The sequence below is a fragment of the Idiomarina zobellii genome (assembly GCF_900100855.1).
Taxonomy (GTDB): Bacteria; Pseudomonadota; Gammaproteobacteria; order Enterobacterales; family Alteromonadaceae; genus Idiomarina; species Idiomarina zobellii.
In genome coordinates this window covers 213,412-240,322 of the sequence record NZ_FNCB01000001.1, presented here as the reverse complement: position 1 = coordinate 240,322, position 26,911 = coordinate 213,412, and the positions used below count along the sequence as shown (strand labels likewise).

The 26,911-nt window shown below is 47.1% G+C and carries 18 protein-coding genes and 1 pseudogene; 15 read left to right on the top strand and 4 right to left on the bottom strand.

Annotated elements, in window-relative coordinates; all coding sequences use genetic code 11:
* The first annotated feature begins 4 nt into the window (after nt 1-4).
* The 4 genes from BLT32_RS01115 (at nt 5) to tilS (ending at nt 7,168) form a co-directional block, all read left to right on the top strand.
* A complete protein-coding gene (locus BLT32_RS01115) occupies nt 5-1,300 on the top strand; it encodes an NAD(P)/FAD-dependent oxidoreductase (RefSeq protein ID WP_053952467.1) in 1,296 nt (431 codons plus the stop codon).
* Between the two features lie 76 nt (nt 1,301-1,376).
* Nucleotides 1,377-4,853, top strand: coding sequence for a DNA polymerase III subunit alpha (gene dnaE, locus BLT32_RS01110; RefSeq protein WP_053952466.1), 3,477 nt, complete (start codon nt 1,377-1,379; stop codon nt 4,851-4,853).
* 15 nt (nt 4,854-4,868) lie between these two features.
* On the top strand, nt 4,869-5,825 hold the full coding sequence (gene accA, locus BLT32_RS01105) for an acetyl-CoA carboxylase carboxyl transferase subunit alpha (protein ID WP_053952465.1): 957 nt from the start codon (nt 4,869-4,871) through the stop codon (nt 5,823-5,825).
* Between the two features lie 5 nt (nt 5,826-5,830).
* Nucleotides 5,831-7,168: a tRNA lysidine(34) synthetase TilS gene (gene tilS / locus BLT32_RS01100; protein ID WP_053952464.1), complete on the top strand. Its 1,338-nt coding sequence runs from the start codon at nt 5,831-5,833 to the stop codon at nt 7,166-7,168.
* Here tilS and BLT32_RS01095 read toward each other — a convergent pair.
* Nucleotides 7,165-8,064: a GGDEF domain-containing protein gene (locus BLT32_RS01095; RefSeq protein ID WP_053952463.1), complete on the bottom strand. Its 900-nt coding sequence runs from the start codon at nt 8,062-8,064 to the stop codon at nt 7,165-7,167. The two genes, tilS and BLT32_RS01095, sit on opposite strands and share 4 nt — an antisense overlap.
* Before the next feature lie 158 nt (nt 8,065-8,222).
* Between BLT32_RS01095 and BLT32_RS01090 the strand changes: the two genes are divergently transcribed.
* From BLT32_RS01090 to BLT32_RS01045, 9 genes are all read left to right on the top strand, one after another.
* Nucleotides 8,223-10,190, top strand: a complete 1,968-nt coding sequence (locus BLT32_RS01090; protein ID WP_053952462.1) for a monovalent cation:proton antiporter family protein — start codon at nt 8,223-8,225, stop codon at nt 10,188-10,190.
* A 140-nt stretch (nt 10,191-10,330) separates the two neighbouring features.
* Complete coding sequence (locus tag BLT32_RS01085; RefSeq protein ID WP_053952461.1) at nt 10,331-11,551, top strand: efflux RND transporter periplasmic adaptor subunit; 1,221 nt, start codon at nt 10,331-10,333, stop codon at nt 11,549-11,551.
* Nucleotides 11,552-11,556: 5 nt separating this feature from the next.
* Nucleotides 11,557-14,733 (top strand): efflux RND transporter permease subunit, encoded by a 3,177-nt coding sequence (locus BLT32_RS01080; RefSeq protein WP_053952460.1) that lies wholly within the window; start codon nt 11,557-11,559, stop codon nt 14,731-14,733.
* A 123-nt stretch (nt 14,734-14,856) separates the two neighbouring features.
* Nucleotides 14,857-15,570, top strand: coding sequence for a DUF599 domain-containing protein (locus BLT32_RS01075; RefSeq protein WP_053952459.1), 714 nt, complete (start codon nt 14,857-14,859; stop codon nt 15,568-15,570).
* A 9-nt stretch (nt 15,571-15,579) separates the two neighbouring features.
* On the top strand, nt 15,580-16,611 hold the full coding sequence (gene astE, locus BLT32_RS01070; protein ID WP_053952458.1) for a succinylglutamate desuccinylase: 1,032 nt from the start codon (nt 15,580-15,582) through the stop codon (nt 16,609-16,611).
* A 159-nt stretch (nt 16,612-16,770) separates the two neighbouring features.
* Nucleotides 16,771-17,958: a thiamine pyrophosphate-dependent dehydrogenase E1 component subunit alpha gene (locus BLT32_RS01065; protein WP_053952457.1), complete on the top strand. Its 1,188-nt coding sequence runs from the start codon at nt 16,771-16,773 to the stop codon at nt 17,956-17,958.
* Nucleotides 17,958-18,935 (top strand): alpha-ketoacid dehydrogenase subunit beta, encoded by a 978-nt coding sequence (locus BLT32_RS01060; RefSeq protein ID WP_053952456.1) that lies wholly within the window; start codon nt 17,958-17,960, stop codon nt 18,933-18,935. The genes BLT32_RS01065 and BLT32_RS01060 overlap by 1 nt, the downstream gene beginning before the upstream one ends.
* A 12-nt stretch (nt 18,936-18,947) precedes the next feature.
* The gene (locus BLT32_RS01055) at nt 18,948-20,534 is read left to right on the top strand and encodes a dihydrolipoyllysine-residue acetyltransferase (RefSeq protein ID WP_053952455.1); all 1,587 of its coding nucleotides are present in this window, start codon (nt 18,948-18,950) and stop codon (nt 20,532-20,534) included.
* Between the two features lie 419 nt (nt 20,535-20,953).
* Entirely contained in the window at nt 20,954-22,009 is a 1,056-nt protein-coding gene (locus BLT32_RS01045) for an endonuclease/exonuclease/phosphatase family protein (protein WP_053952453.1), read from the top strand.
* Here BLT32_RS01045 and BLT32_RS01040 read toward each other — a convergent pair.
* A complete protein-coding gene (locus BLT32_RS01040; RefSeq protein ID WP_321163931.1) occupies nt 21,999-22,868 on the bottom strand; it encodes a DMT family transporter in 870 nt (289 codons plus the stop codon). The two genes, BLT32_RS01045 and BLT32_RS01040, sit on opposite strands and share 11 nt — an antisense overlap.
* Nucleotides 22,869-22,919: 51 nt before the next feature.
* Nucleotides 22,920-23,333, bottom strand: coding sequence for a DUF3293 domain-containing protein (locus BLT32_RS01035; RefSeq protein ID WP_053952451.1), 414 nt, complete (start codon nt 23,331-23,333; stop codon nt 22,920-22,922).
* Between the two features lie 63 nt (nt 23,334-23,396).
* Here BLT32_RS01035 and BLT32_RS01030 point away from each other — a divergent pair, with 63 nt between their 5' ends.
* Nucleotides 23,397-23,810, top strand: coding sequence for a VOC family protein (locus BLT32_RS01030; protein ID WP_053952450.1), 414 nt, complete (start codon nt 23,397-23,399; stop codon nt 23,808-23,810).
* A 138-nt stretch (nt 23,811-23,948) separates the two neighbouring features.
* The gene (locus tag BLT32_RS13085) at nt 23,949-25,241 is read left to right on the top strand and encodes a methyl-accepting chemotaxis protein (protein WP_053952449.1); all 1,293 of its coding nucleotides are present in this window, start codon (nt 23,949-23,951) and stop codon (nt 25,239-25,241) included.
* A gap of 50 nt (nt 25,242-25,291) precedes the next feature.
* Here BLT32_RS13085 and BLT32_RS01020 read toward each other — a convergent pair.
* Nucleotides 25,292-26,862, bottom strand: a pseudogene (locus BLT32_RS01020) (AbgT family transporter).
* Between the last annotated feature and the right edge of the window lie 49 nt (nt 26,863-26,911).

Genomic DNA, 26,911 nt, shown 5'->3' with positions numbered 1-26,911 from the left:
AGCAATGAAAGAGCGTATCGTGATTGTTGGAGGTGGTGCAGGGGGACTTGAGTTAGCTACACAGTTAGGTCGCAAATTGGGTCGTAAAGGTAAGGCTCAAATTACCCTGATAGACCGCAATACAACACATCTTTGGAAGCCATTACTTCATGAAGTGGCTTCAGGGGCTTTGGACTCCCGACTTGCCGAAGTTGATTACCGGGGGCAAAGTGCCCGCGAAGGGTTTCAGTTTTTAATTGGTACTCTGGAGCATGTGGATAAAGAAGCGAAGACTGTCACGCTTGCTGCAATTAATAATAACGAGGGCGAAGAAGTTTTAAGCTCACGGGACGTGCCTTACGACCGTTTAATTTTAGCCCTTGGCAGTGTCACTGCAGACTTTGGTACCGCCGGTGTGCAAGACAACTGTTACTTTCTGGACTCACTAAAGCAAGCCGATGCTTTTCATGGTGAGTTATTAAATGAGTTTTTAAAAGTTAACCAAGCATTAGAAGACGGGAAAGACGCTGATTTGTCGCTGGCTATTGTCGGCGGTGGCGCAACGGGCGTTGAATTGGCCGCCGAGCTTATTCATTCGGTCTCACTCCTGTCTATTTATGGTCTTAAACATCTGGATAAAACCCATTTTAAAGTTCGTTTGATTGAAGCCGGTGAACGGTTATTACCCGCATTACCAGAGCGGTTATCGAACTCGGTTCTGAAAAAGCTTCGTAAGCTGGGCGTGGAAGTCATTTTGAGTAACCCGGTAAAAGAAGTAACGAAAAACGAGCTTTGCTTATCCGAAGGCGAACCTGTAAGAGCCGATATGATGGTTTGGGCAGCGGGTGTCAGAGCACCTGATATTACTCAATCGTGGAACCTAAACACCAGAAAGAATAATCAAATTGAGGTAAACGAGTACCTTCAGTCGATTTCTGATAGCGCAATATACGCAATTGGCGACTGTGCGGCTTGCCGAATTGATAACGAACGCTGGGTACCGCCACGCGCTCAATCAGCCCACCAAATGGCAGAGTGCTTATACAAAAATATCTTACGAGAGTACGGCGGACGTGAGCCTAAGCCGTTTCGCTATAAAGACCGGGGCTCGTTAGTTTCACTGAGTCGTTTTTCTGCCGTTGGTAATTTAATGCAAAGTAAAAGTGTGTCGATGTCGATTGAAGGCACGCTGGCACGTTGGGCTTACGCGAGCTTGTACCGCATGCATCAGCGGGCATTGCACGGTTGGTGGAAAATGTTTTTGATATTGCTGGTGGACAAGTTAAATCATGCGGTGAAACCACGCTTGAAGTTGCATTGACGATATACTTCAGTAGTCGCATCAGGCACAATATGGCGTCTGATATTAGAATAAAAACGTAAACTGAAACGGCGAAATGACAGCACCAAATTTTATCCATTTACGCATTCATAGCGACTTCTCCATGGTTGACGGCTTAGCAAAAGTTGGCCCTATCTGTGAAGCGGTAGCTGACGCAGGTATGCCGGCATTGGCCATGACCGACCAAATGAACTTTTGTGGCTTGGTTCGCTACTACGGTACGGCTCATAAGCTGGGGTTAAAACCTATTATAGGTTGTGACCTGTGGGTGCAACACAGCTACCCGGATGGGGAAATTTTTCGTCTGACGGCGCTGGCAATGGATAACGAAGGGTATCAACAAATTACGCAGTTGATGTCTAAAGCGTACCTGAGAGGGCACATTGCAGACAAACCGGTTATCGATAAAGACTGGCTAAAAGAGCATAACCAGGGCGTTATTCTGCTCTCCGGCGCTCGGGAAGGCGACATTGGTCATGCTTTACTTAAAAATAACGACAAAGAGCTCGACGCCGCACTGGACTTCTATCAGGAATATTTTCCCGACCGTTTTTACCTTGAGCTGATTAGAACAGGCCGACCAAAAGAGGAAGACTACCTCCATAAAGCGGTGAAGCTGGCGGGCGAGACTCAGTTACCGGTGGTGGCAACAAACGAAGTGGTCTTTTTAAAAGAAGAAAACTTTGACGCGCACGAAATTCGAGTCGCTATTCATGACGGGTATCAGTTAGAAGACCGCCGTCGTCCGAAAAAGTATTCGCCGCAACAATATTTAAGAACGCCGGAAGAAATGGCAGAGCTATTCTCTGACATTCCCGAGGCACTTGAGAACACTGTTGAAATTGCAAAGCGTTGTAATGTGACGGTTCGCCTGGGTGAATACTTCCTGCCGAAATTCCCGACAGGCGATATGACTACTGAAGACTATCTGGTTAAGGTGTCTGAAGAAGGGCTTGAAGACCGACTTGAGTTTTTATTTCCCGACCCGGAAGAGCGGGCCGCTAAACGACCTGAATATGACGAGCGTCTGAAAGAAGAGCTTAACGTCATTAATGGTATGGGCTTTCCAGGTTACTTCCTTATCGTTATGGAATTTATTCAGTGGAGTAAAGACCACGGCATACCCGTTGGTCCCGGACGGGGCTCTGGTGCTGGCTCATTAGTTGCTTATGCATTGAAAATTACCGACCTGGACCCGCTGGAATTTGACCTGCTTTTCGAACGATTCCTAAACCCTGAACGGGTTTCCATGCCTGACTTTGACGTCGATTTTTGTATGGATCGCCGCGATGAGGTTATTGACCACGTTGCCGATTTGTACGGCCGCGAAGCGGTTTCGCAAATTATTACCTTCGGTACTATGGCCGCAAAGGCAGCAATTCGAGACGTAGGGCGTGTTTTGGGGCATCCGTACGGCTTTGTCGATCGCATATCAAAGTTAGTGCCCGGCGATCCGGGAATGACACTGGAAAAAGCGTTTGAGATAGAGCCTCAGCTTGGTGAAGCGTACGACCAGGACGGTGAGGTTAAAGCCATTATTGATATGGCGCGGATTTTAGAGGGTGTTACCCGTAATGCCGGTAAACACGCCGGTGGTGTGGTTATTTCGCCAACGACTATCACTGACTTTTCTCCGTTGTATTGCGATGATGAAGGCAAAAACCCGGTCACTCAGTTTGATAAAAACGATGTCGAGTCGGCTGGTTTGGTTAAGTTTGACTTCCTAGGCTTAAGAACACTGACCATTATTCAGTGGGCTGTCGATATGGTGAACGCTCGCAAAGAAAAAGCAGGTGAAGAGCTTATCGATATAACGGCCATTGATTTGACCGACCCGGCGTGTTTCAAACTACTGAAAAAAGCCGAAACAACAGCCGTCTTCCAGCTGGAATCCCGCGGTATGAAAGAGCTGATTAAGAAGCTGCTGCCGGATTCTTTTGAAGATATTATCGCATTGGTTGCTTTGTTCCGACCGGGTCCTTTGCAGTCGGGCATGGTCGATAACTTCATTGACCGTAAGCATGGTCGTGAAGAAATCTCTTACCCCGATGTTAAGTATCAGCATGACAGTCTTCAGCCTATTCTTGAGCCGACGTACGGTGTCATTTTGTACCAAGAGCAGGTCATGCAAATTGCTCAGGTTTTAGCCGGGTATACACTCGGCGGCGCTGACCTTTTACGTCGAGCTATGGGTAAGAAAAAGCCCGAGGAAATGGCGAAACAGCGAGAGATATTCCGTGAGGGTGCGGCCAAGAACAATATTGACCCAGAGTTGGCGATGAAGATCTTCGACTTGGTAGAGAAGTTCGCAGGCTACGGGTTTAACAAATCGCACTCTGCTGCTTATGCGTTAGTCTCTTACCAAACGTTGTGGATGAAAACGCACTATCCGGCTGAGTTTATGGCTGCGGTTATGTCAGCGGATATGGACAATACCGACAAAATTGTCACGCTGGCTGACGAATGTGAGCGAATGGGGCTTGAGTTACTGCCGCCAGACGTCAACAAGGGCGAATATAAGTTCACGGTCGACGAACAGCAACGGGTGGTTTACGGCATTGGCGCTATTAAAGGCGTTGGGGAAGCTCCCATTGAGTCAATCATTCAGGCCAGAAATGAAGGCGGTCCGTTCAAAGACTTGTTCGACTTCTGTTGTCGAGTGAACTTGAAGAAAATGAATAAACGGGTGCTGGAGCGCTTAATTCGGGCGGGCGCTATGGACAATTTAGGTCCTCACCGAGCGGCGCTTATGGCGACGCTGGAAAAAGCCATTCGCCAGGCAGAGCAGCACTTGCAGGCAGAGCAAATTGGTCAGTCAGATATGTTTGGTGTGCTGACTACCGAGCCTGAAGCGGTCGAGCAGGAGTTTGTGCAGGTACGCCAATGGCCAGAAGCAGTGTGGCTGGAAGGCGAACGGGAAACCCTTGGGCTTTACCTGACAGGCCACCCAATTAACCGCTTTAGAAGTGAGTTGAAACACTATGTGTCAAATACTCTGTCTAATGTCGGCCCGACACCGAAAGATCAAAGCGTTGCTATTGCCGGACTCGTTATAGATATTCGCGTGCTGACAAATAAACGAGGTCAGCGTTTTGCTATAGTGACCTTAGATGACAAAACGGCGCGCATGGATGTACGATTATTCAGCAATGAATACGAAAGTTATCAAGAATTGCTCGAAAAAGACCGAATTTTGTGGGTAAAAGGTGAGGTCAGATTTGATAACTTTAGTAATAGCAATACAATGACCGCTAGAGAAGTGATGGCTATCGAGCAAGCGCGTGAGAGTTATTTGCGTAGTTTGTCGATTACGCTGACGGAAGATGCACTTGAAAATGGTGTGGCAGGTAAGCTGGAAACAGTGCTAGAGCCTTACGCAAAAGGAACCTGTCCAATAAAGCTTCGTTATAACTCGTCTTACGCGAGAGCGGAATTGTCAGTGGAAGCGAATTGGTATGTCACGCCATCGGATGAATTAATAGACGAATTACAGAACTTGCTGGGAAATCAGCAGGTTTCACTCGAATTTTAAAGGAAATGACAGCGAATGAGCCTTAATTTTCTGGATTTTGAACAGCCAATAGCAGAGCTCGAAGCGCAGATTGAAGAGTTAAAGTCAGTCGGCAAGCGCGGCGAGCTCGATATTAATATTGAAGAAGAAGTTCAGCGTTTAACCAAGAAGAGTCAGGAACTCACCGAGAAAATTTTTTCTGATTTAGGTGCCTGGCAGGTTGCGCAACTTGCTCGCCATCCCCTGCGTCCGTACACACTGGACTACATTCGGATGATTTTTACCGAGTTTGATGAGCTTGCGGGCGACCGAACTTTTGCAAATGATGAAGCTATTGTCGGTGGCATGGCTCGTCTTGATGGCAAACCTGTTATGGTCATTGGCCAGCAAAAAGGTCGTGAAACAAAAGAGAAAATTCGTCGTAACTTCGGTATGCCAAAGCCTGAAGGCTATCGAAAAGCGCTGCGTTTAATGGAAACCGCTGAACGTTTCAATTTACCGATTATTACTTTTATTGATACGCCAGGAGCCTACCCAGGTATTGGCGCGGAAGAACGCGGCCAGAGCGAGGCTATTGCCCGTAACTTAAAAGTTATGTCGCGACTGAATGTTCCCATTATTTGCACTGTTATTGGTGAAGGCGGCTCAGGCGGCGCTTTAGCTATTGGTGTTGGCGACAAAGTAAATATGTTGCAATACAGCACTTACTCAGTTATTTCACCGGAAGGTTGCGCATCCATTTTGTGGAAAAGTGCCAGTAAAGCACCTTTGGCGGCAGAAGCTATGGGCGTTACGGCGCAGCGCAGTAAAGAGCTCGGACTTATCGATGCCGTTATACCTGAACCGTTAGGTGGAGCGCACCGTCATGCTGAAGAAATGGCGGTTCGCTTGAAGAAACAGCTTCTGTCAGACGTTAAGTCTCTGGAAGGGCTAAGTAAGTCTGAACGCTTAGATCAGCGTTACAAAAAGCTGATGTCGTTTGGGTACTGCTAAGTATAATGATGACTGATGCGCTTTATGAGCGTTTCTTAGCAGCTATTAATAAACTCTCTCTGCAGCCAGGGCAGCAACTTGTTGCTGCTTTAGGTGGCGGGGCTGACTCACAGACTATCCTCGACTTATTGATGCGCTTTCGGCGCGACAACCCACAGTACCGATATTTAGCAATTCATCTGGACCATAGCTTTCATCCCGACTCAGGCCAGTGGTCTGACACTATTCATGAAGCGGCAAAAGCTTATGGTATTGATACCATTTTCGAGCCCCTTGAAGTGCCGATGAAAACGCGTGTGAGTAAGGAAGCTATTGGCCGCGAACTTCGTTATAACAGACTGGCTGAACTGACAGAGCCAAACGCCGTTCTGCTGGTAGGGCAACATAAGAATGATCAAATAGAAACATTCTTGTTGCAGTTAAAGCGGGGCAGTGGTCCTAAAGGCTTGGCGTCTATGGCCGAGATTCAGCCCTGGGAGGGCGAGCGCACACTCTGTCGACCGTTACTGACAACCAGTAAGGACGAAATTTTAGAGTACGCAGCGCATCACCAGCTTATCTGGATTGAAGATGACACCAATTACGACACGACAATAGAGCGGAATTTCTTAAGACACGAGGTTATTCCAACGCTGGAAAGCCGCTGGCCACACTTTGGCATGAGTGTTATACGCTCTGCCAGACTGTGTGCAGAACAACAGGATGTCATGGATGAGCTACTTCTGGAAAAGCTGCACGCGGCGCGGCAAAAGCAAAGTCCAGATTGTTTCCCGTTGTCGTTACTTGAAAATACATCGGCGGCAATGCAACGAGCACTATTACGTACCTGGCTGCAGCAATTAGGCAAAAGTTTGCCAAGTTACGAGCAACTTGAGCAAATTCGCCGGCAAAGCTTGAATGTGCGGTTAGATACGCAGCTGGCAATTAATTGCCAGGGCTATTCGGTTCGTTATTTTAAAAGTGCGCTCTGGGTTGATGACGGTGTTCCTGAGCTGTTCTCTGACGTGGCGATCTCGGAGCCAATAACGCACTTCGGGCAGTGGGGTATACTGCAGATTGCGGAAGATGTAATAACAGAATCAGAGACTCTTACAGTGAGCTTAACTCACCCAAAAGGTAAGTTAGGTAAACCCGGCAGAGAAGGACGAAAAAAACTGACAGACTGGTTTAAAGAATGCGGCTTAGCGCCTTGGTTAAGACAACGCGTACCTGTTTTGCAGGTCAACGAGCATGACGTTTGGACACCCGTTACCGGCTGGTTAACTCCAGCGCCGGAAAGTCATAGTGTACCCACAGTAAGTCCAAGCTGGCAAACCACTTTAGAATGGCTTAGCAAGTCTTAGTTAGCTATAGAGCGCAGCGATTTAGCCTCGTATAAGCGTTTATCGACTTCATCAAGGACATCATCGGCTGTGTGAAAGCTTTCCATCTGCAAAGAGCCTGAACTAAAAGCAACATTCAAAGACATTAACTTTGAGTCGTGACTAATCGCTTTTTCCAAACGTTCAATAATATCATTTACCTGGCTTTTGGGTGTATCTTCCAATACCAACACAAACTCATCACCGCCGTAACGGAACACACGGTCAGTGTCTCGAAGCTGATGTTTTATGAGCTGCGCAAATTGTTTTAAGACTTCGTCGCCAAGTTGGTGACCGAAGTTATCATTAACCTGCTTAAAGTTGTCCATATCGATAAGTACGATACTGACATTTTTTTGAGGGTCACGCTTAAGCTTGGCGGTTATGTGTGCCAAAGTTTCATCGAGCAGAGAACGGTTACCAACACCAGTTAGATGATCTTTTACTGCGGCTTGCCGCACTTTTGAATAGGTCATCGCATTACGCAGAGGAAAGGTTAGCTGCTTATGCATTTGTTCCAGGCGAAGCTTAACCGCGTAAGATGCAGGTTGTTTGAACTGATAAAGCATTTGACCCAAGTATTGGTCATCGGCATAAAGCATGACAGCATATTCAAAATGGCTTTCGTCATATTGGCCGTGTAGGTTAATGACTTGGTCATCGGAGACAAACTGCAAGGCTTTTACAGGCAGGCGCTCTAATACGGCATGACTGTATATTGACAGTAAAGACGTAATATCCAGCGTTGTTTGTAATTTTTCTGTCAATGATGACGAGTTCGCTTTGATGTCCTCACTTGAGGTGAGTTGGCTGACCAGCGCCTGAGTTTTGTTGATAGCAGAGTTTAAGCGATCTCTAATTACAGCTTTACCTAACATGTGCTTTTCGACTCCAATGAATTTTGTCTGTTTTGAAGTAAGCAAAATTCAAGCCAAAAAATTAAAAGTTATTTAAAACAATGATTTATAAAATCAATTTTTCTGAAACAAAAGAGTGTTAATATTTTGACAGCCATATTTAGAAAACGAGGGACCGAATGAACGGAACATTTTCCAGCCTGCTGATGCTGCTTGCTATAGCGGTCGTGCTTGTATGGTTATTTCGGCGCATAAAGCTACCAGCCATACTGGCTTACCTTGTCGCCGGTATTATTGCCGGACCGGAGGTTATGGAGTGGATTAAAGATCCTGATGATTACCACTTGGTTGCTGAGCTGGGTATTGTTTTCCTGCTGTTCTCACTTGGCCTGGAGTTTTCGTTACCTAAAATGATGGCAATGCGGCGTTGGGTATTTGGTCTAGGCGCTGCGCAAGTTATTGGTTCGTTGCTTGTCTTCATGCTCATCGGTTTTTTGTGGCTGGGTGAGTGGGCGGCTTCGCTGGCTATTGCCGGAGCTTTGGCGTTGTCGTCAACCGCTGTGGTTATTAAGCAGCTGAAAGAAAGCGCGCAAACGGCCACACGTCGAGGCCAAATGACAGTTGCGATTCTACTATTCCAGGATATTGCGGTTGTTCCCTTACTGATTATTATTCCGTTGTTAGCTTCAGATTCCGGCAGTATTGGATACACCTTACTAATTGCGTTGGCTAAAGGCACCGCGGTTATTGCTGTACTGATGGCTGTTGGTAAGTGGGTATTACCTTATCTGTTTAAAGAAATCGCCAAGCAAAGAACCGACGAGCTTTTTGTGTTGGCAACGCTGCTGGTTGCGCTGGTTGCCGGTGGTATGACGCATTTATTCGGTCTGTCTATGGCGCTTGGAGCGTTTTTAGCCGGAATGATGCTGGGTGAAAGCCAATATAAGCATCAGTTGGAAGCTGATATTCGTCCGTTCCGTGACATTTTAATGGGGCTGTTTTTCACCACCATAGGTATGCAGCTGCAATTAACGGGGTTTGTAAACAATCTGCACTGGATTTTACTCGCAGTGTTGGTCATGTCGATTGTTAAAATAGCCATTATCAGCTCTGTAGCAAGGCTTATGGGCGAGCGCGACACTGACGCTTGGGGCAGTGCAATATCGCTCTTCCAAATGGGGGAGTTCGGCTTTGTTATTGTAGCTTTGGCAAATAACCATAATTTGCTGTCTCCGGAAATTGTCACCAGCATGATAGGTATTGGTGTTTTCAGTATGGCGATAACACCTATCATTATTCACCGACTGAAACCTTTGGTCGACGCTATTATTCGCACGCCCGACCCCATTGAGCAAATTGAAAGCCAGCACACCCCGCAAGGCGATGGCCTTGAAAACCAAGTGTTAATTTGTGGCTTTGGGCGCACCGGGCAGACGATTAGTCGCTTCCTGGATGCTGAGGGGATTACGCACATTGCGGTTGATAACGACCCTTTACGTGTTCAGGAAGCGGTGGCTGGCGGAGCGCGTGTTTATTTTGGTGACAGCGCCCGAAAAGATATATTACGGGCGGTTGGTGCTGAAAAAGTTGATTTGGTTATTATCAGCTTTGCGGACGATGCGCGTGCGGTGGAAGTTTTAAAAGAGCTGCGGCTATTAAACCCGAATGCCTATGTCATTGTGCGCAGTAGAGACGACCAAAACTTAAATGCTTTGCAAAACGCCGGCGCTTCTCAGGTGGTACCCGACACACTTGAAGCGAGTTTGATGTTGATATCTCATGTATTAAGCCACAGCGGCATTCCTATTCGCCGTATTTTGGCACGTCTGGATAAAGAGCGTCGTAACCACTATGGTGAAATGCATGGGTTTTTCCAGGGCTCAGAAACCGACATGGGCCCAGAAATGGTCGATAAACTGGAATTTTTGCGTGCTGTGACTTTACCGGAAGGCGCATGGGCGAACGGAAAAACCGTGGCTTCGCTTGATTGGGAGCAACATAACGTTCAGCTTAAAGCAATACGCCGAGAAGACGAAGAATATCCAAACCCTGATGACGCCACCGAATTTGAACCGCAAGATGTGGTCCTGTTAGTTGGCAAGCCGCGCTATGTTGAGGCGGCGGAACGTTGGTTACTGGAGGGATAACCGGGTTTTGTAATAGTCCGTTACAACTTATTAGGGAAAAATCACAGTTCGCAACAGTTAAGGTCTAACAATTTACATTTGTTAGGCGGATAATAACACTATAAGAAATTTTAAAATTAACTAAAGCTGAGCGAACTGTGATGAAACTGAAAAAACGCGCTTTTATACCACCTCTCATTATTCTTGTGGCTATTCTGCTAGCTGTGTTAGCGAGTATGGCTGCTAAGCCCCCTGAAAAGAAACAGCAGCAAAAGCCTGCCGTAATGGTGGAAGTTAAAGAAGTAAAAGCCCGCGACATGACCTTCCTGGTCGACTCGCAAGGCTCCGCTACCCCTAAATACTCAACGACATTGCTGGCGGAAGTCAGTGGGCAAATTGTTGATGTTGCAGATAAATATAATGCCGGTAGTTTTTTCAAAAAAGGTGAGACATTACTGCAAATTGACCCATCCGATTACAAGGTTGCCGTTCAACAAGCTCGCGCTCAGTTGCTGCAAGCACAAGCTGCGTTGGAAGAAGAAAAAGCCCGGGCTCGGGTGGCGGAAGAAGAATGGTCTCAGTTTACCGAAGGAGAAGCGCCTGCTCTGGGCTTACGTAAACCTCAGCTAGCGAGTGCATTAGCTTCACTGGAATCTGCTGAAGCAAACCTAGCCATGGCAGAGCGTAACCTGGAACGTACTACAATTAGAGCGCCTTATGACAGCGTTCTGCGTAGCAAGCAAGCTGATTTAGGACAGTTTGTTGGTGCCGGTGCTCAAATTGCAACATTGTATGGCACCGAAGTGGCCGAAATTCGTTTGCCACTCAGTGACCTGGACGTTACTTACCTTAACCTTCCGGAAGAGTCGCAGACAGAGCCTAAAGTGTTACTAGAGTCACAGGTATCTGGTGTTGATACTCAGTGGCTCGGAAAGCTGGTTAGAACGGAAGGTGTGCTGGATGAAGCAAGCCGGGTTATTTACGGCGTAGTCCAGGTTGAAGACCCTTATAACCTTAATGGTCAAACACACGAAGAGCCATTACGTTTTGGTCGCTTTGTGCAGGCGCAAGTGGAAGGGCAGCAAGTGACCGGGGTTATGGAAGTTCCGACCTATGCGATTAACCCTGATGGAACGGTTTGGACCGTTGCCGATGAGCGCAAACTTCAGAAGAGAGAAATTGAAGTCATTCGCACGCAAGCCAACACCAGTATTGTCAGTGAAGGCCTTGAAGAGGGTGACTTAGTTGTTCTGACACAGCTGAAAAACGCGCTGAATGGCATGAAAGTTCGCTTGGAAGGCGACCCGTTGCCAGAGCAAATGGAAACCTCCGCTAAAAATGAAGATACAGTTGCCGCAAACGACAACGAGCAAGGTGAGTAAGCGTCATGGAAAACGAAAAGCAAAAAGGTATTATCGCTTGGTTCGCGAATAATCCGGTCGCTGCGAACCTATTAATGATAGTCATTTTGGTTGCGGGCACGCTGTCGGTCTTTACTGTTCGCAAACAGATGTTCCCTGAAATTGAACTTAATATTATCAGTATTCAAGTACCGTTCCCTGGTGCTGCGCCGCAGGAAGTTGAGCAGGGTGTCATCATGCTTATTGAGGACGCCATTGAAGATGTTGATGGTATTGAGGAAATGACCTCACAATCTCGTGAGGGAATTGGTAGTGTCACGCTGGAGGTTGAGCCTGACTATGACGTTCAGGTGGTCATGGACGAGGTTAAAATGCTTGTCGATGCCATACCCAACTTTCCGCAACAAATCGAAAAACCGAATATTTATCGAGTACGACCGAACCGCGACGTTATTTGGATGACGGTATTTGGTGACGCCAACGAACGAACCCGCAAAGAGCTGGCGAAAAGCATTCGGGATGAGCTCAAAAGCGTTGGCGGCATAACCAAAGTGTCAGTGGTTGGTGCACGCGACTACGAAATTGCTGTTGAAATTTCGCAGGAAGATCTCGAACGTTACGGTTTAACCTTCCAGCAAATAGTGAATGCGGTTCGGGGCACCTCGATAGATGTTGCCGGCGGCTCTATAAAAACACCCAACGGTGACATTCTTTTGCGTGCCAATAACCAAGCGTACTATGGCAGTGAATTTGAGAAAATTGTCCTCATTAGTCGCCCCGACGGTACCCGTTTAACCCTGGGGGACATTGCAACGGTAGAAGACGGCTTCGTCGAAACTGAGGCATTCACGCGCTTTGATGGTAAGCCAGCCACATTTATTCGTGTCAATTCGGTCGGTGACCAAAACGACCTGAAAATTGCCGAGTATGTAAAAAACTATGTCGATCGCAAGAAAAAGGAGTTACCGAACGAAATTCAATTAGCGTCGTGGGGTGATTCATCTTATTACCTCCAGGGTCGCTTGGACCTCATGTTAAACAACATGTGGATTGGTGGCTTGTTGGTATTCTTAATGCTGTCTCTCTTCCTTCAGTTGCGCTTGGCGTTTTGGGTCATGATTGGTATTCCGGTATGCTTCCTGGGAACCATCGCGTTACTGCCGCTACCGATGGTTGATGTGTCTATCAACATGATTTCCTTATTCGGGTTCATATTGGTCCTCGGGATAGTAGTCGATGACGCTATTGTCATAGGAGAAAGTGCCTATACCGAAATAGAAGAGAAGGGAAAGAGTGTCGACAACGTTGTTGCTGGCGCCAAGCGTGTCGCGATTCCTGCGACCTTCGGGGTACTGACGACAATGGTGGCCTTTATTCCGATGCTGATGGTCGAAGGCGGAATGGGGGCTATTTGGGAGTCGATAGCCTACGTCGTAATTATTGCGCTGGCTTTCTCTTTAATTGAGTCAAAGTGGATTTTGCCGGCTCACATTGCGCAAATGAAATATTCAAAAGACGGCAGTGAGAAACCGAACGGCTTCCAGCGTTTTCGCAATAAGTTTGCCGAGGCGATTCAGCGCTTTGTCTATAAGTATTACCGCCCGTTTTTGAAAAAGTGCCTGCATTATCGTTATGCGACATTGGCAAGCTTCGTTGGCATGATGATTCTGATGATAGGCCTTATGAGCGGCGGTATTGTTCGCTGGGTCTTTTTCCCGGATATTCCAAGCGACTTTATTCAGGCCAATGTTGAAATGCAGCCGGGCACCTCGGAAGAGCGGACTATTGAAGTTCTGGAAAGTGTATCTAAAGGTCTGGCTCAGGTTGATGAGAAAACCGAAGCGGCTGAAGGTGACGGTGTGGTGCGTCATACTAACATTTGGATGAATGGCACTGAAGCCGGTACTGTTTTCGCAGAGCTTAAGAAAGGTGAAGACCGTAATATCGACGGCTATGAAATTGTTAATCAGTGGCGAGAGTCGGTGCCTGAGCTAGCTGGTGTTCGCACTATTAACTTTCAGGGCGGCATAGGCGGCGGTGGCGGCTTCGACATTGAGTTTCAGTTAGTGGGTGATGACCTTGATGAACTGAAAGCGGCTGCCGACGAGCTGAAAGCCGTGCTAGGCGAGTACGACGGTGTTTTTGACATTGAAGATACTTTTGGTGACGGTAAAGACGAAGTTCTGGTGACCACCAAGCCGTTAGCTGAAGCAATGGGCATTAATCTGGCAGAATTGGCGACTCAGGTGCGCTATGCGTTTTATGGATCTGAAGCTCAGCGTATACAACGTGGTGACGAAGAAGTGAAAGTCATGGTTCGTTATCCGGAAGAGCAGCGACAGTCTGTGGGGAACCTGCAAGACATGAAGTTACGCATGGCTGACGGGTCTGAAATTCCGTTCACTGAATTGGCTGATATTGAGTTTGCAGAAGGCTATTCAACCATTACGCGAATTGACCGTGAGCGTTCGGTGAATGTGCGCGCTCGAGTTAACAAAGACCGGGTTGAGCCATTCCGTGTGGTTAATGAAGTGCGAGAGCAGAAGTTACCTGACATTCTTGACCAGTACTCCAGTGTGGGCTTTAAACTGCAAGGCGCTACACAGGACGAAGCGGAAGCGACAGACTCTTTAGCTTTAGGTGGCTTGTTGGCAATGCTGGCAGTGTATGCACTAATGGCGATTCCACTGAAGTCATACAGTCAGCCGCTTATTATCATGTCGGTTATTCCTTTCGGTATTATCGGTGCGGTTATTGGACACTGGATATTGGGTATGCCGGTCAGCATTTTAAGTCTGTTTGGTATTATCGCGCTGTCTGGTGTTGTGGTTAACGACAGTCTGGTTATGGTCGACTACGTCAATAAGGCGAAAGAAGCGGGTACCGACTTGCGACATGCGGTCTTAGATGCAGGTTGCCGTCGCTTCCGAGCCATTACCTTAACCTCGTTGACAACCTTCTTCGGGCTGCTACCCATTGTGCTTGAAAAGAGTATGCAGGCGAAGCTGGTTATTCCAATGGCAATATCATTAGCGTTCGGTATTATTTTTGCGACGATAATTACGCTGTTATTAATACCATGTCTGTATTTGATATTAGCGGACGCAAAACGCAATACGCAGTCGTTTTTATCCTGGTATGGGCTGGCGAAGCCACCGGAGCCAAAAGATATGACGACAGAAGAAGCATTAAAAGACTATTAGCTTTAAGTCAGAAGAATACAAAGCCGGGGCAAAATGCGCCGGCTTTGTCGTATGTGCTGTCATAAACTGGTAAACTTGATGTTATAAATTTTAAGACACTATTTGAGGCTTCGGGTCATTTACATGCTGCTGTCATTCCTTGATATTTTTGCGTTGGCCTTGTTCTTCTTTTGCTGGATAGGCTACTCTCTTTTTGCCCGAAAGCGCGCTAAGACCACCCACTGTCTATCGAGTATTTTATGTTCTTTGCGAATTGACTGGTTTAACACCGTGGTTCATAAAGAAAACCAGGTTGCTGATGCGTCACTTATCGGTAATGTTGAGCGCACGGTGACCTTTTTTGCATCGTCTACCATTCTTGTACTGGCGGGGGTTATAACGGTACTGGCACATGCCGAAGAAGTTGTGACAGTTTTAAATGAGATTCCGTTAAGCCCGGACACGAATGCGTTGCTGGTACAGTTTAAACTGGCAGTGCTGGCGCTCATATTTGTGTATGCGTTTTTCAAATTCACCTGGTCGATACGCCAATTTGGCTTTGTTTCTGTGTTACTCGGCGCATCGGTTGAGTTTCATCAGGAAAACAAGACAGAAGAAGAGCGCGACCGCTTTGCCCGCCACGCTGCAAAAGTGTTGGATCAGTCTGGACATGAATACAACAAAGGGCTGCGGACTTACTATTTTGCATTAGCGTACTTATCGTGGTTCTTGCATCCGGCAATGTTAGTCGTTTCAAGTCTCATTGTTGTTGCTGTTCTCTATCGTCGTGAGTATCGCTCTCGAGTATTGCGTGAGTTGCTGGCAACAAAAGGTTTCGTACCTGGTAAAAAATCATAGGAGTTTGGTTTGAATAAGGCATTTGAGGACTTTTTAGCTTGGACATGCGCCAATGAGTGGGGCAGTGAAGAGACTCAGAAAAAGACACTGAATAACGGTGTAACCCTGTCAATATGGGACAGCGGTGTATTGGAAGTCTCGCCGCCAAAACCTGGTAAAAAAGATATCGTCTTGTCTTGTGCTGTGCACGGTAATGAAACTGCTCCTATTGAAATATGCCGCGATATTATTAATGACATTATCACTGAAAAGCAGACAGTCATTCATAGAACCTTATTTTTGATAGCGAACCCGGCGTCTATCAATAAAGGCGAACGCTTCGTTGAAGAAAACATGAACCGGTTGTTCAGCGGTGCGCACAGTAATGGTAAAGCGCACAACAAAGAGCGTGAGCGTGCGGCGAAAATAGAACAGTATGTGAAACGCTTTTATGAAACGTCGCCAGAAGGCGAGCGAGAGCGACTGCACTATGATTTGCACACGGCTATACGTGACTCAAAGCGCGAGAAGTTCGCTGTCTACCCATTTACTCATGGCAAGCCTTATAACAAACACCAGCTTCAGTTTTTACTAGCCTGCGGCGTGGACACGGTGTTGCTGAATCAAGCACCGACAACCACGTTCTCATACTTCAGCGTGAATGAATTTAACGCGCACGCGTTTACTGTTGAGTTGGGAAAAGTACGCCCGTTTGGCGAGAATGACCGTTCGAAGTTCGCTGCTGCAGAGCAAACGCTACGCCGGTTAATTAGTGAAGACTCGCTCGACTTTGGCTCGTTCGAGCCTAATAAACACTTTATCTTTAAAGAAGCTCAGACAATTAATCGCATGAACGAAGATTTTGAGCTTAACTTTGCAGACGATGTGGCTAACTTTACGTCTTTTGACAAGGGCGATTTACTGGCGCGAGACGGTGATGAAAACCTTTACGCACAGCATGACGGCGAGCATATTATTTTCCCGAACGCCAAGGTTGCTTTGGGACAAAGAGCCTTACTGACTGTCGTGAGAGTACCGACAGAATCACTCGAATTGGAGTAGACTAAACTGGTCTAAGTAGTCAGGCTTTATTGTTAATCCTGTTCGTTTCTATTTACACTTACTGCGTTAACTTTTCGTTAGTTTGTGGTTTGCATGTCACTTTACGTAAAGGTAAAGTAGCGGCAAATTTCACCCAGCTTGCAACCGAAAGAGAAGGTTATGGCAAAGGATAAAAAACACAACACAGAGATTGTGACTAAGCCGCAATGGTTTGACGGTGAGTCGGTTACAATTCCGATGCTACAGATCCTCAAAGAGGACGGTAGCTTCCATAAAGGCGCTGACATGCCTGAGTACGATAAAGACCTTATCGTTAAAATTCACGACACAATGCAATTTATTCGTACGCTCGATGAGCGCATGATTGCCGCGCAGCGTCAGGGGCGTATTAGCTTCTATCTGGCTTCGCGCGGTGAAGAGGCAGAAAGTGTCGCTTCTGCGGCCGCCTTAGATGACGGCGATATGATCATGGGACAGTATCGCGAGCAGGGTGCCTTGGCGTACCGCGGCTTTACCGTGGAACAGTTCATGAACCAGTTGTTCTCGAACGAAAAAGACTTAGGTAAAGGTCGTCAAATGCCAGTTCACTATGGCTGTGCTGACTTAAACTTTATGACTATTTCTTCGCCGTTGGGTACACAAATACCACAAGCGACCGGTTATGCGTTCGGGCAGAAGATGGATAAAACCGGCAAGTGTACAATTTGCTATTTTGGCGAAGGTGCCGCTTCTGAAGGTGACTTCCACGCTGCCCTAAACATGGCATCGGTTTATAAAGTACCGGTTATTTTCTTCTGTCGTAACAACGGTTACGCCATTTCAACGCCGTCGCAAGGCGAGCAGTATGGCGGTGATGGCATTGCGCCACGCGGTATTGGCTATGGCATGAAAACCATCCGTATCGATGGTAACGACGTGTTTGCCGTACTAAGAGCGACTCAGGAAGCACGTCGCTTAGCGGTGGAAGAGAACGAGCCTGTACTGATTGAAGCCATGTCTTATCGTATGTCGGGTCACTCGACGTCGGACGACCCAACGGGCTACCGTACGCGCGAAGAAGAAGACGACTGGAAAGTAAAAGATCCGCTTGATCGTCTGCAAAAATGGATGATGAACGAAGGCTGGTTGGATAAAGACCATGTTGAAGAGCATCATGCAGAAGTAAAAGCGAAGGTTCTGGCGGCATTAAAAGAAGCCGAAAAAGTACCTGCGCCACATATCGATGAACTGATTAATGATGTATATGACGAACCGACGCCATTGCTGAAAGAGCAATTGGAAGAGTTGAAAGAGCATATCCGTAAGTATCCGGATGCGTATCCGAAAACGTCAGGGAGAATCGACTAATGGCTAAAATGAATTTATTACAAGCCATCAACAGCGCACTCGACCTGGCGATGGCCAAACACGACAATGTATACAGTTTTGGTGAAGACACCGGTGGCTTTGGCGGCGTATTCCGTGCAACTTCTGGTTTGACCGAGAAATACGGCAAGCACCGCAACTTTAATACACCACTGGTTGAACAGGGCATCATTGGCTTCGCTAACGGCCTGGCTTCACAAGGAAGCTATGCGGTTGCTGAAATTCAGTTTGGTGACTATATATTCCCGGCATTTGACCAAATCGTTAACGAGTCGGCTAAGTTCCGTTACCGCTCAGGCAACGAGTTTGATGTAGGCGGTTTAACCATTCGTACGCCATACGGTGGCGGTATTGCTGGTGGTCACTATCACTCTCAGTCGCCGGAAGCGTATTTTGCGCACACCCCGGGTATGAAAATTGTAACTCCGCGTAATCCTTACGAAGCTAAGGGTCTATTGCTGAGCGCCATTTTTGACAAAAATCCGGTATTATTTATGGAGCCGAAGCGCCTGTATCGTGCATCGACGGGTGAGGTTCCTGAAGAAGAATACACTATTCCATTAGGCAAGGCTGACGTCGTTAAAGAAGGTACGGATATTACCGTACTGGGCTGGGGCGCACAGATGGAAATGACCGAAAAAGCGGTCGAGAAAGCTGAAGAAGACGGCGTGTCTTGTGAAGTGATCGACTTACGGACTATTTTGCCGTGGGACGTTGAAACTGTCACTCAGTCCGTACTGAAAACCGGACGTTTGGTTATTTCTCAGGAAGCCCCGATTACTGGTGGTTTTGCCAGCGAAATTGCTGCAACGGTGCAGGATAAGTGTTTCTTATACCTTGAGTCACCAATCGCGCGTGTATCAGGTATTGATGTGCCGTATCCGTTGTGTCACGAGAAAGAGTACATGGCTGATCACTTGAAGATCTACGAAGCCATCAAACGCTCAATGAACTACTAAGGACCCATCGACATGAGTAAAGATTTTATTCTGCCCGATATCGGCGAAGGGATCGTAGAGTGCGAAATCGTTGAGTGGCTGGTAGCCGAAGGCGACGAAGTTAAAGAAGATCAGCCCGTTGTTGAGGTCATGACTGACAAAGCCATGGTTGAGATACCGGCGAAAGACGACGGCGTGGTTGAAAAGCTGTATTACCAAAAAGGCGATATTGCTAAAGTCCACGAGCCGTTATTCCGCATTAATGCTGCGGGCGATTCAAGTGAAGCTGCTGAAGAAAAAACGGCTGAGAAAGAAGCGCCAAAATCTGACAGCAAGCCAGATAGTAACCAGGCAACTGGCGGCGAAACCACTGACTTTATTTTACCGGATATCGGTGAAGGTATTGTTGAGTGTGAAATCGTTGAGTGGTTAGTTTCTGAAGGCGATGAAGTGAAAGAAGACCAACCCGTGGTTGAGGTTATGACTGATAAAGCCACGGTTGAGATTCCAGCGAAAGATGATGGTAAAGTCGTTAAGCTGTATCACAAAAAAGGTGATATCGCCGAAGTACATAAGCCTTTATTTGCCTTGCAGCCAGCCGGTGGCGCTCAGGCTTCAGGCTCTGGTGAGACTGCTCCAGGCAGCTCGTCGCAGAATAGCGCTGAGTCTAAACCGCAGGCAAGTACAAAAGCGGAGGCAGAACCACCAGCGAAAGCGCGTCAGGGTAAAGCTATTGCCAGTCCGGCAGTACGTCGCTTAGCTCGCGAGAATGATATTAATATCGCTGACGTTCCTGGCTCTGGTAAGAAAGGTCGCGTCGTGAAGAAAGACATTGAAGCTTTCAAGTCGGGTGGTCAAAGTGCTACAACCAGCACCGACAGCAAACCGGCACAGCAGCCAGCAGCGACTAGCGGCGGTACGCGTACCGAAGCGATTCGTGGCGTGAAAGCAGCTATGGCTAAGCAAATGATGAACTCGGTCAGCACCATTCCTCACTTCACTTATGCCGATGAGTTTGACGTTACGAACCTGATTGCGCTGCGTGAAAAGCTGAAAGAGCACTACAAAGAGAAAGGCGTACGCTTAACTGTCATGCCGTTCTTTATTAAAGCTCTGTCGCTGGCGTTAAAAGAGTTCCCGGTAATGAATGCGCAGGTGAACGAAGACTGCACTGAAATTACTTACTTCGATGACCACAATATCGGTATGGCAGTCGATACCAAAATTGGCTTGTTAGTACCTAACGTAAAACAGGTACAGAACAAGAGTATTATCGATGTGGCCAATGAAGTGACTCGTCTGACTCAAGCTGCTCGAGAAGGCAAAGTGCCTCAGGCTGATATGAAAGGCGGTACTATTAGCATTTCGAACATTGGTGTTATCGGCGGTACGGTGGCAACACCTATCATTAATAAGCCGGAAGCAGCTATTGTTGCCTTAGGTAAAGTGCAGGAATTACCGCGTTTTGACGAAAACGGCAACGTGGTAGCCCGTAAGATAATGACGGTAAGCTGGTCAGGCGACCATCGTATTATCGACGGCGGCACCATTGCTCGTTTCAACAAACTCTGGCAGGAGTACCTCGAAGACCCAACCAGCATGCTGGTTAACATGGTCTGAGATAACGGAAGAGCCAGAAACTAAGAGTTAGGAAAGTTAAGAAACACGCCGTGAACCCTCCTTGGGGGCTTGAGTGACGCCATCCTTGGCGTCACACAGTTTCTTAACTTACGCCTAACTCTTTTTTTGTTTCTGGCTATCTACATCTGCGTTCAGTAAGTTAAATAAAGCTAGCAGATCCTACGGATTGTGGGCGTAGCGTTTAGAGTTAAAACCCTCTGATACAGGAGTGTCGAAGGCCATGGATGGCCTTCGTCAAGCCCTCATGGATGAGCTTGTTGCGTCTCCTGTATCAGAGGGTTTTGACTCCAAGCGGAGCACGCTATCCGTAGGAGCTCCACCAAGCTTAACACTTCCTTTCCCCTTATTTTCTATAGCTGTGCTATGGTTTTCTTATCTGAAAAGCATAGAGAGCCAAGATGTTTGAAATTATTTACCTTTCTTTAGCGATATTACTGGCTGTGCTGACGTTAGCGCCGTTGTCGTGGTCGCAGGTTTGGTGGATTCGCGGGTTGGATTTTCCGCGTTTGCAGCTTTCGGTGCTGCTTGGGGTACTGTTGATCATTGGTTTTGTGGTTATACGTGACTGGACGTCGGTCACTGCGGTGGCTATGGGGCTGATTATTGGTTGTCTTGTTTGTCAGCTGTGGTGGGTGGTGCCTTATACGGCTTTATTCCCGAAAGAAGTGAAAGCGGTTGATGTAGGCGAGGCAGGGGCTCGGCTTAGAATTATGACGGCGAATGTGCTGATGCCTAACCGTAACAGTGATGGTCTTATTCAGCTAGTGAGGGACTATACGCCGGATGTTCTGGTAACGCTTGAGTCTGATGGATGGTGGGGGGAGCAGTTAGAGGCTATTGAATCGAACTACCCTCATACGGTTAAGGTGCCTCTGGATAATCTCTATGGTATGCATCTCTATTCTCGGCTGCCGTTATCTGACGTTAGCGTTGAGTACTTAATTGAGGACGATAAGCCGTCGATACATTGCTTTATTGAGTTACCGACCGGGCAAAAAGTGAAAGCGCACTTTGTGCATCCGGCGCCGCCGAGTCCAACGGAAAATGAGGAGTCGGAGGAGCGTGATGGTGAACTCCTGTTAGTTGCGAAACACGTAGAGCCCCAGAAGCATCCGACTATAGTCACTGGCGACTTGAACGATGTGGCCTGGTCGAGAACCACTTTGCTCTTCCGTAAAATCAGTGGATTGTTAGACCCGCGGGTGGGGCGGGGTATGTTCAACACTTTTCACGCGGACTATTGGTTTGCTCGCTGGCCGCTTGATCATATTTTTCATAGCCACCATTTTGCACTGGTTTCAATGACGCGACTGCCTGGCTTTGGGTCTGATCATTTTCCTCTGCTAACGGAACTGGCTCTCTCGCCTGGTGAAAATAGTATTAATGATGGCCCTTCGCCTGACGAAGAGGACAAAGAAGCGGCGGATGAAATCGTTAAAAAGGCTATGGCTTAAGCTTTTTCTTAAAGTGAAGCCGCTGCACTAATAAACCGGTAATAATAAGTGCCAAGCCCACAATAGTGCTGACATAAATGGTCTCGCCAATAATTGCTGACAGTAGCAGCAGTGAAATAAACGGCGATATAAATATCAGGTTGCTAATAAGTGCGGTGTTGGTGGCTGTTTTCATAGCTTTTAGCCAAAATAAAAAGGTAATACCCATTTCAAATAATCCGACATAACTGACAGCTGCCCAGCCTTGCCAGGGTATGTTCGACCAGTCGCTCCAGACAAAGCTGGCAATAATTAAAATTGGCAATGCTAAGCCAAAGGACAAGACTAGGCTAACGACTGAGTCCGCATTACGTCGGGTGTTGAGTATCCAGTAACCGGCCCACAGGAAGGTTGATATCAAGGCTAATAAAACACCCCAGGGATTACTAAAGCTAAGCCCGAATAGGTCACCGCGGGTCGCTATAATTAACACACCGAAATAACCCAGTGCGCAGGCGACCCAGTCGCGGCGACGAATATGCTGCTTTAGAAACAGGGCGGCCATAATACTGAGTGCTATTGCCCATGTGTAATTCAGGGGCTGAGCTTCGGAGGCGGGTAGCAGTTTATAAGCTTGAAAGAGCACTAAATAGTAGATAAGAGGGTTAATAAGCCCCATTAGTACGTAGTACAAGGGCATTTTCCGCAGCTCAAGCAATAACAAGTGAGACTTTTTCTGAATCACACAGACCAAGCTTAGAACAGCAAAGGAAACGACACTGGCGGCTGTCACCATTTGTAATGGCGTCATGTACTCTAGTGTGATTTTAAACGCTGTAGCGACCGTCGACCATAATAAAACGGCAATAAGGGCGTAGATAAACGCGATTTTATCAGCGGCTATGGTGTGATGGCATGGTGCCCCCTTAACTCATACGTCGATGAGTACTGCAGCGTGTCGGTATTCAATCCAAAGAAAGGCATTCTGCTGATATCGGCGGGCGAGGTCAATAACTGTTTGCTGTTGCGCACCAAAAACCATAAAACTTTCTTCGGCTGGCCATTGAAGGCTACGATCCTGACCGGCTCCGTAAAAGTATCGAATGCCTTTAAAACCCACTAATTCAGCTTCTAATTGCTGGTTTCTTTCGCGATTCTCGTCAAAGGTTAACTGCCGACTTTGAGGGTTATAAGCGGTAATAAAGGCCCCTGTTTTGCAGTTTAAGTCATGACAGAGTGTATTAAAGTCGCTATTGGTGCTACCTACCGATAAAGTCATTTTTTGGCCATTCACAACAAACCAGTAGTCGGTATTTTTATAATGTTCCAGCAATGTTGCGTCCATACTTTGACCATCACTTAAGCGTTAATTAAAGTAAGAGTTTAACTTTTGAGGCAGTAAGATTCTATGAACCCAAGTATCAGTGTTATTACGCTGGGAGTCGATGACTTAAAGCGCGCACTTGCTTTTTATCAGGACGGTTTAGGCTGGGAAACGAAGGGCATTGTCGGTGAGGACTTTGAAAATGGCGCTGTTGCCTTCTTTAAGCTGCCTAGTGGTTTGAGGTTGGCTTTGTGGCCGCGTAAAAGCATTGCTGCTGAAATGGGTGTTGATGTCGCTAAAAATGCCAATGAAGTTCTGTTAAGCCACAATGTTAGCTCCCGCTCTGAAGTCGATGCCGTTATGAATGAGGCTAAATTGGCAGGAGCAACCATTCTTCATGAGGCTAAAGACTTATTTTGGGGTGGCTACGGCGGTTTCTTCAAAGATCCGGACGGCCATATTTGGGAAGTCACCTGGAACCCGGCATGGAGTTCTTAATGCCGGCTTCAGCAAGTTTGATATAGACCAAGTATTGGTGAGTATTTACTCTAAAATAGATCTTTTTTTGATCTGATACATGTGAGGGAGCGTAAACTACTGCATTCAAATGTCCTTATTTGCAGTAGGAACGCCCAAATGCTTTGCGCTAAAACGAAACACCAGCTCGCTAAAACCACTGAAGAACTGTCGCAATATAAACAGTTAATGGATGCCATTGACAGTAATGTTGCGCGTATTGACTTTACCCCTCAGGGCTATGTTTTAAATGCCAATAATCAGTTTCTGGAAACCATGGGATATGGTCTCGATGATGTTATCTCTAAACATCACAAAATGTTTTGTGAACCGAGTCATTCGTCTTCTCAGGCGTATCGAAATTTTTGGCAGCAGCTGGCAGAGGGTAAGTCGCAGCATGAGCGATTTAAGCGCATTTGCAGTAATGGCGACATTATTTGGTTAGAAGCGACGTACTTTCCTGTTAAAAACGAGAAAGGCGAGGTTGTTTTCATTACGAAAATTGCCAGTGATGTTACTGACGAAGTCACCGCCTTAGAGCAGCAAACCGCCATTAATACGGCAATTAATAAGTCAATGGCGACTATCGAGTTTTCACCTGACGGAGTCATTACCTGGGCAAATGATAACTTCCTAAACACCGTGGGTTATTCGCTCAGCGATATTACCGGCAAGCACCATAAGCTGTTTTGTGAGCAAAGCTTTTACGATGAAAACCCGAGCTTTTGGCGTGAACTTGGCAAAGGTGAGTTCAAAACCGGGCGATTTAAGCGTGTCAGCAAGCACGGGCAACCGGTTTGGCTGGAAGCCAGTTATAACCCAATTTTTGACAGTAATGGTCGAGTTGTAAAAGTCATTAAGTTTGCCAGCGATATTACCGAACGAGTGTTAAAAGCCCAACAGACCACAGAAGCTGCAGAAATTGCGTATTCGACGTCTCAGCAAACAGCCATGATAGTGAAAGACGGTAAAGCGTCTATTGATGTTTCTGTGGAAACCTCTAACGAAATACTCACTAAAAGTCAGCAAACCGACGCTATTATTGAGCAGTTACAAGAGCAAGCCGTTAGTATTGAAGAAATTGTTAAAACCATTAACGCACTAGCTGAACAAACAAATCTTCTGGCATTAAATGCGGCGATTGAAGCTGCCAGAGCGGGTGAGCATGGGCGTGGGTTTGCTGTGGTTGCTGACGAAGTAAGAAATTTGGCGACTCGAACCACTCAGGCCACTAGCGAGATATCGGGCGTTATGCAGCGCAGTTCAGAAGTTTCAGAAGCTATCTCGTTGTCTATTGACGATATTCAGGAAATGGCAAAGCGCGGGAAAGAGCAAATTGAAAAAGTGAAAGCCATAATGGATGAAATAGACGAAGGCGCAACCAATGTGGTTAACGCCGTCAGCCATTTATAAAAAAGCCAGTGCGCAAGGCACTGGCTTTATGTTCATTTGCAACAAGACTTTTAGCCTGCCGGGTAGGTATAACTAGCCTGGAAGCCCAGAGGAATGCCTAGAGTCCAGTATAGAATCAGGAAGGCAGACCAAAGCACCAGCAGTGAGACTGTGTATGGCAGCATCATGGAAACTAGCGTGCCTATACCGGTCTTTTTAACGTAACGCTGGCAGTAAACCACAACCAGAGGGAAGTACGGCAGTAACGGAGTAATGATGTTACTGGACGAGTCGCCCACACGGTAAGCCGCTTGCGTTAAGTCTGGCGAGTAACCCAGTTGCATCAGCATAGGCACGAAAATGGGTGAAATAAGTGCCCATTTAGCCGACGCTGAACCCACAAACAAGTTGATAAACGCGACCAGGAAGACAATACCCACCATGGTAACGCCGCCTGATAGCTCTATGCTGGCAAGGAAATTAGCGCCTTTTACTGAAATAAGTGTTCCCAGCTGCGAGTCACCAAAAGCCTTTATAAACAGCGCACAGAAGAATGCCATGACCATATAGTAAGCCATACCTTCCATCGACTTGCTCATGGCGCCAATAACGTCTTGTGAGTTGGTGAAATTACCCGACACGTAACCGTGAACAATGCCCGGAATAATAAACAGCAGGAAAATTAATGGGACAATCATGCCCATTAACGGTGCGCCCAGAGAGGCTAATTCACCCGTTTGTGGATCGGCCAGCGGCGAATTTTCTGCTGTTGCTGAAAATACAGTAATACAATACCCGCAAGCATGGTGAGAGAAGCCGCGTAAAATGCTTTGCGATCACGCGGAGATACATCATCAACCGCCGGCATATCGTCAGGATGGCCGTCGATTTCAGCGCCGCGCAGACGCGGTTCAACCACTTTGTCGGTCAGGAACCAACCAATAGCGACTACCACAATGGAAGATGCAGCGGTAAAGAAGTAGTTATTCAACGGGTTCAGCTGAATATCAGAATCAATAATTTGCGCCGCGCTTTGAGTAAAGCCTTGTAGTAATGGGTCAATAGCAGAAGGTACAAAGTTAGCACTGAAACCACCGGAAACCCCGGCGAATGCCGCTGCAATACCCGCCAGTGGATGACGACCTGCGGCGTAGAAAATAACGCCGCCAAGTGGAATAACAAGCACGTAACCAGCGTCGACTGCAGTGTGACTGACAATTGCGACCAAAATAAGCATCGGTGTGAGTAAGGTTTTTGGCGTTACGTTCAGCATAAGCTTAATGGCCACGTCAATATAACCTGAACGTTCAGCTACACCGACACCCAGCATTGCCAGCAATACAACGCCTAACGGCGCAAAGCCCATAAAAGTATCGACCATGTTGGCCAAAAACGCGGTGATTTCAGGGCCGCTGAGCAAGTTAGTAACGCTAATAGCCTCACCGGTTAGTGGGTGAGTTTCGTCAAAGCTAACGCCTGACATCGCCCAGGACATTACCCAAACAATAATGAGCAAGCCAAAGAACATAACGGCTGGGTCAGGAAGCTTATTGCCGACTTTTTCTACGCCGTCGAGCAGGCGGTTGAGCAGACTGTTCGGCTTTTCCTTTTGCGAACGGTCCGGTTGTGGAGATTGAGCCATGATGTATTCCCGATTGTTATTTTATTGGTCTAATTATTATGCGCAGGTA

Excerpts from the sequence above, each read along its gene's own strand:
- BLT32_RS01095 (WP_053952463.1), bottom strand. The coding sequence starts at position 8,064 with ATGTTAGGTAAAGCTGTAATTAGAGATCGCTTAAACTCTGCTATCAAC.
- tilS (WP_053952464.1), top strand. The coding sequence starts at position 5,831 with ATGATGACTGATGCGCTTTATGAGCGTTTCTTAGCAGCTATTAATAAA.
- BLT32_RS01085 (WP_053952461.1), top strand. The coding sequence starts at position 10,331 with ATGAAACTGAAAAAACGCGCTTTTATACCACCTCTCATTATTCTTGTG.
- BLT32_RS13085 (WP_053952449.1), top strand. The coding sequence starts at position 23,949 with ATGCTTTGCGCTAAAACGAAACACCAGCTCGCTAAAACCACTGAAGAA.
- BLT32_RS01055 (WP_053952455.1), top strand. The coding sequence starts at position 18,948 with ATGAGTAAAGATTTTATTCTGCCCGATATCGGCGAAGGGATCGTAGAG.
- BLT32_RS01060 (WP_053952456.1), top strand. The coding sequence starts at position 17,958 with ATGGCTAAAATGAATTTATTACAAGCCATCAACAGCGCACTCGACCTG.
- BLT32_RS01080 (WP_053952460.1), top strand. The coding sequence starts at position 11,557 with ATGGAAAACGAAAAGCAAAAAGGTATTATCGCTTGGTTCGCGAATAAT.
- BLT32_RS01090 (WP_053952462.1), top strand. The coding sequence starts at position 8,223 with ATGAACGGAACATTTTCCAGCCTGCTGATGCTGCTTGCTATAGCGGTC.
- BLT32_RS01045 (WP_053952453.1), top strand. The coding sequence starts at position 20,954 with ATGTTTGAAATTATTTACCTTTCTTTAGCGATATTACTGGCTGTGCTG.
- BLT32_RS01030 (WP_053952450.1), top strand. The coding sequence starts at position 23,397 with ATGAACCCAAGTATCAGTGTTATTACGCTGGGAGTCGATGACTTAAAG.
- BLT32_RS01065 (WP_053952457.1), top strand. The coding sequence starts at position 16,771 with ATGGCAAAGGATAAAAAACACAACACAGAGATTGTGACTAAGCCGCAA.
- accA (WP_053952465.1), top strand. The coding sequence starts at position 4,869 with ATGAGCCTTAATTTTCTGGATTTTGAACAGCCAATAGCAGAGCTCGAA.
- BLT32_RS01115 (WP_053952467.1), top strand. The coding sequence starts at position 5 with ATGAAAGAGCGTATCGTGATTGTTGGAGGTGGTGCAGGGGGACTTGAG.
- BLT32_RS01035 (WP_053952451.1), bottom strand. The coding sequence starts at position 23,333 with ATGGACGCAACATTGCTGGAACATTATAAAAATACCGACTACTGGTTT.
- dnaE (WP_053952466.1), top strand. The coding sequence starts at position 1,377 with ATGACAGCACCAAATTTTATCCATTTACGCATTCATAGCGACTTCTCC.
- BLT32_RS01075 (WP_053952459.1), top strand. The coding sequence starts at position 14,857 with ATGCTGCTGTCATTCCTTGATATTTTTGCGTTGGCCTTGTTCTTCTTT.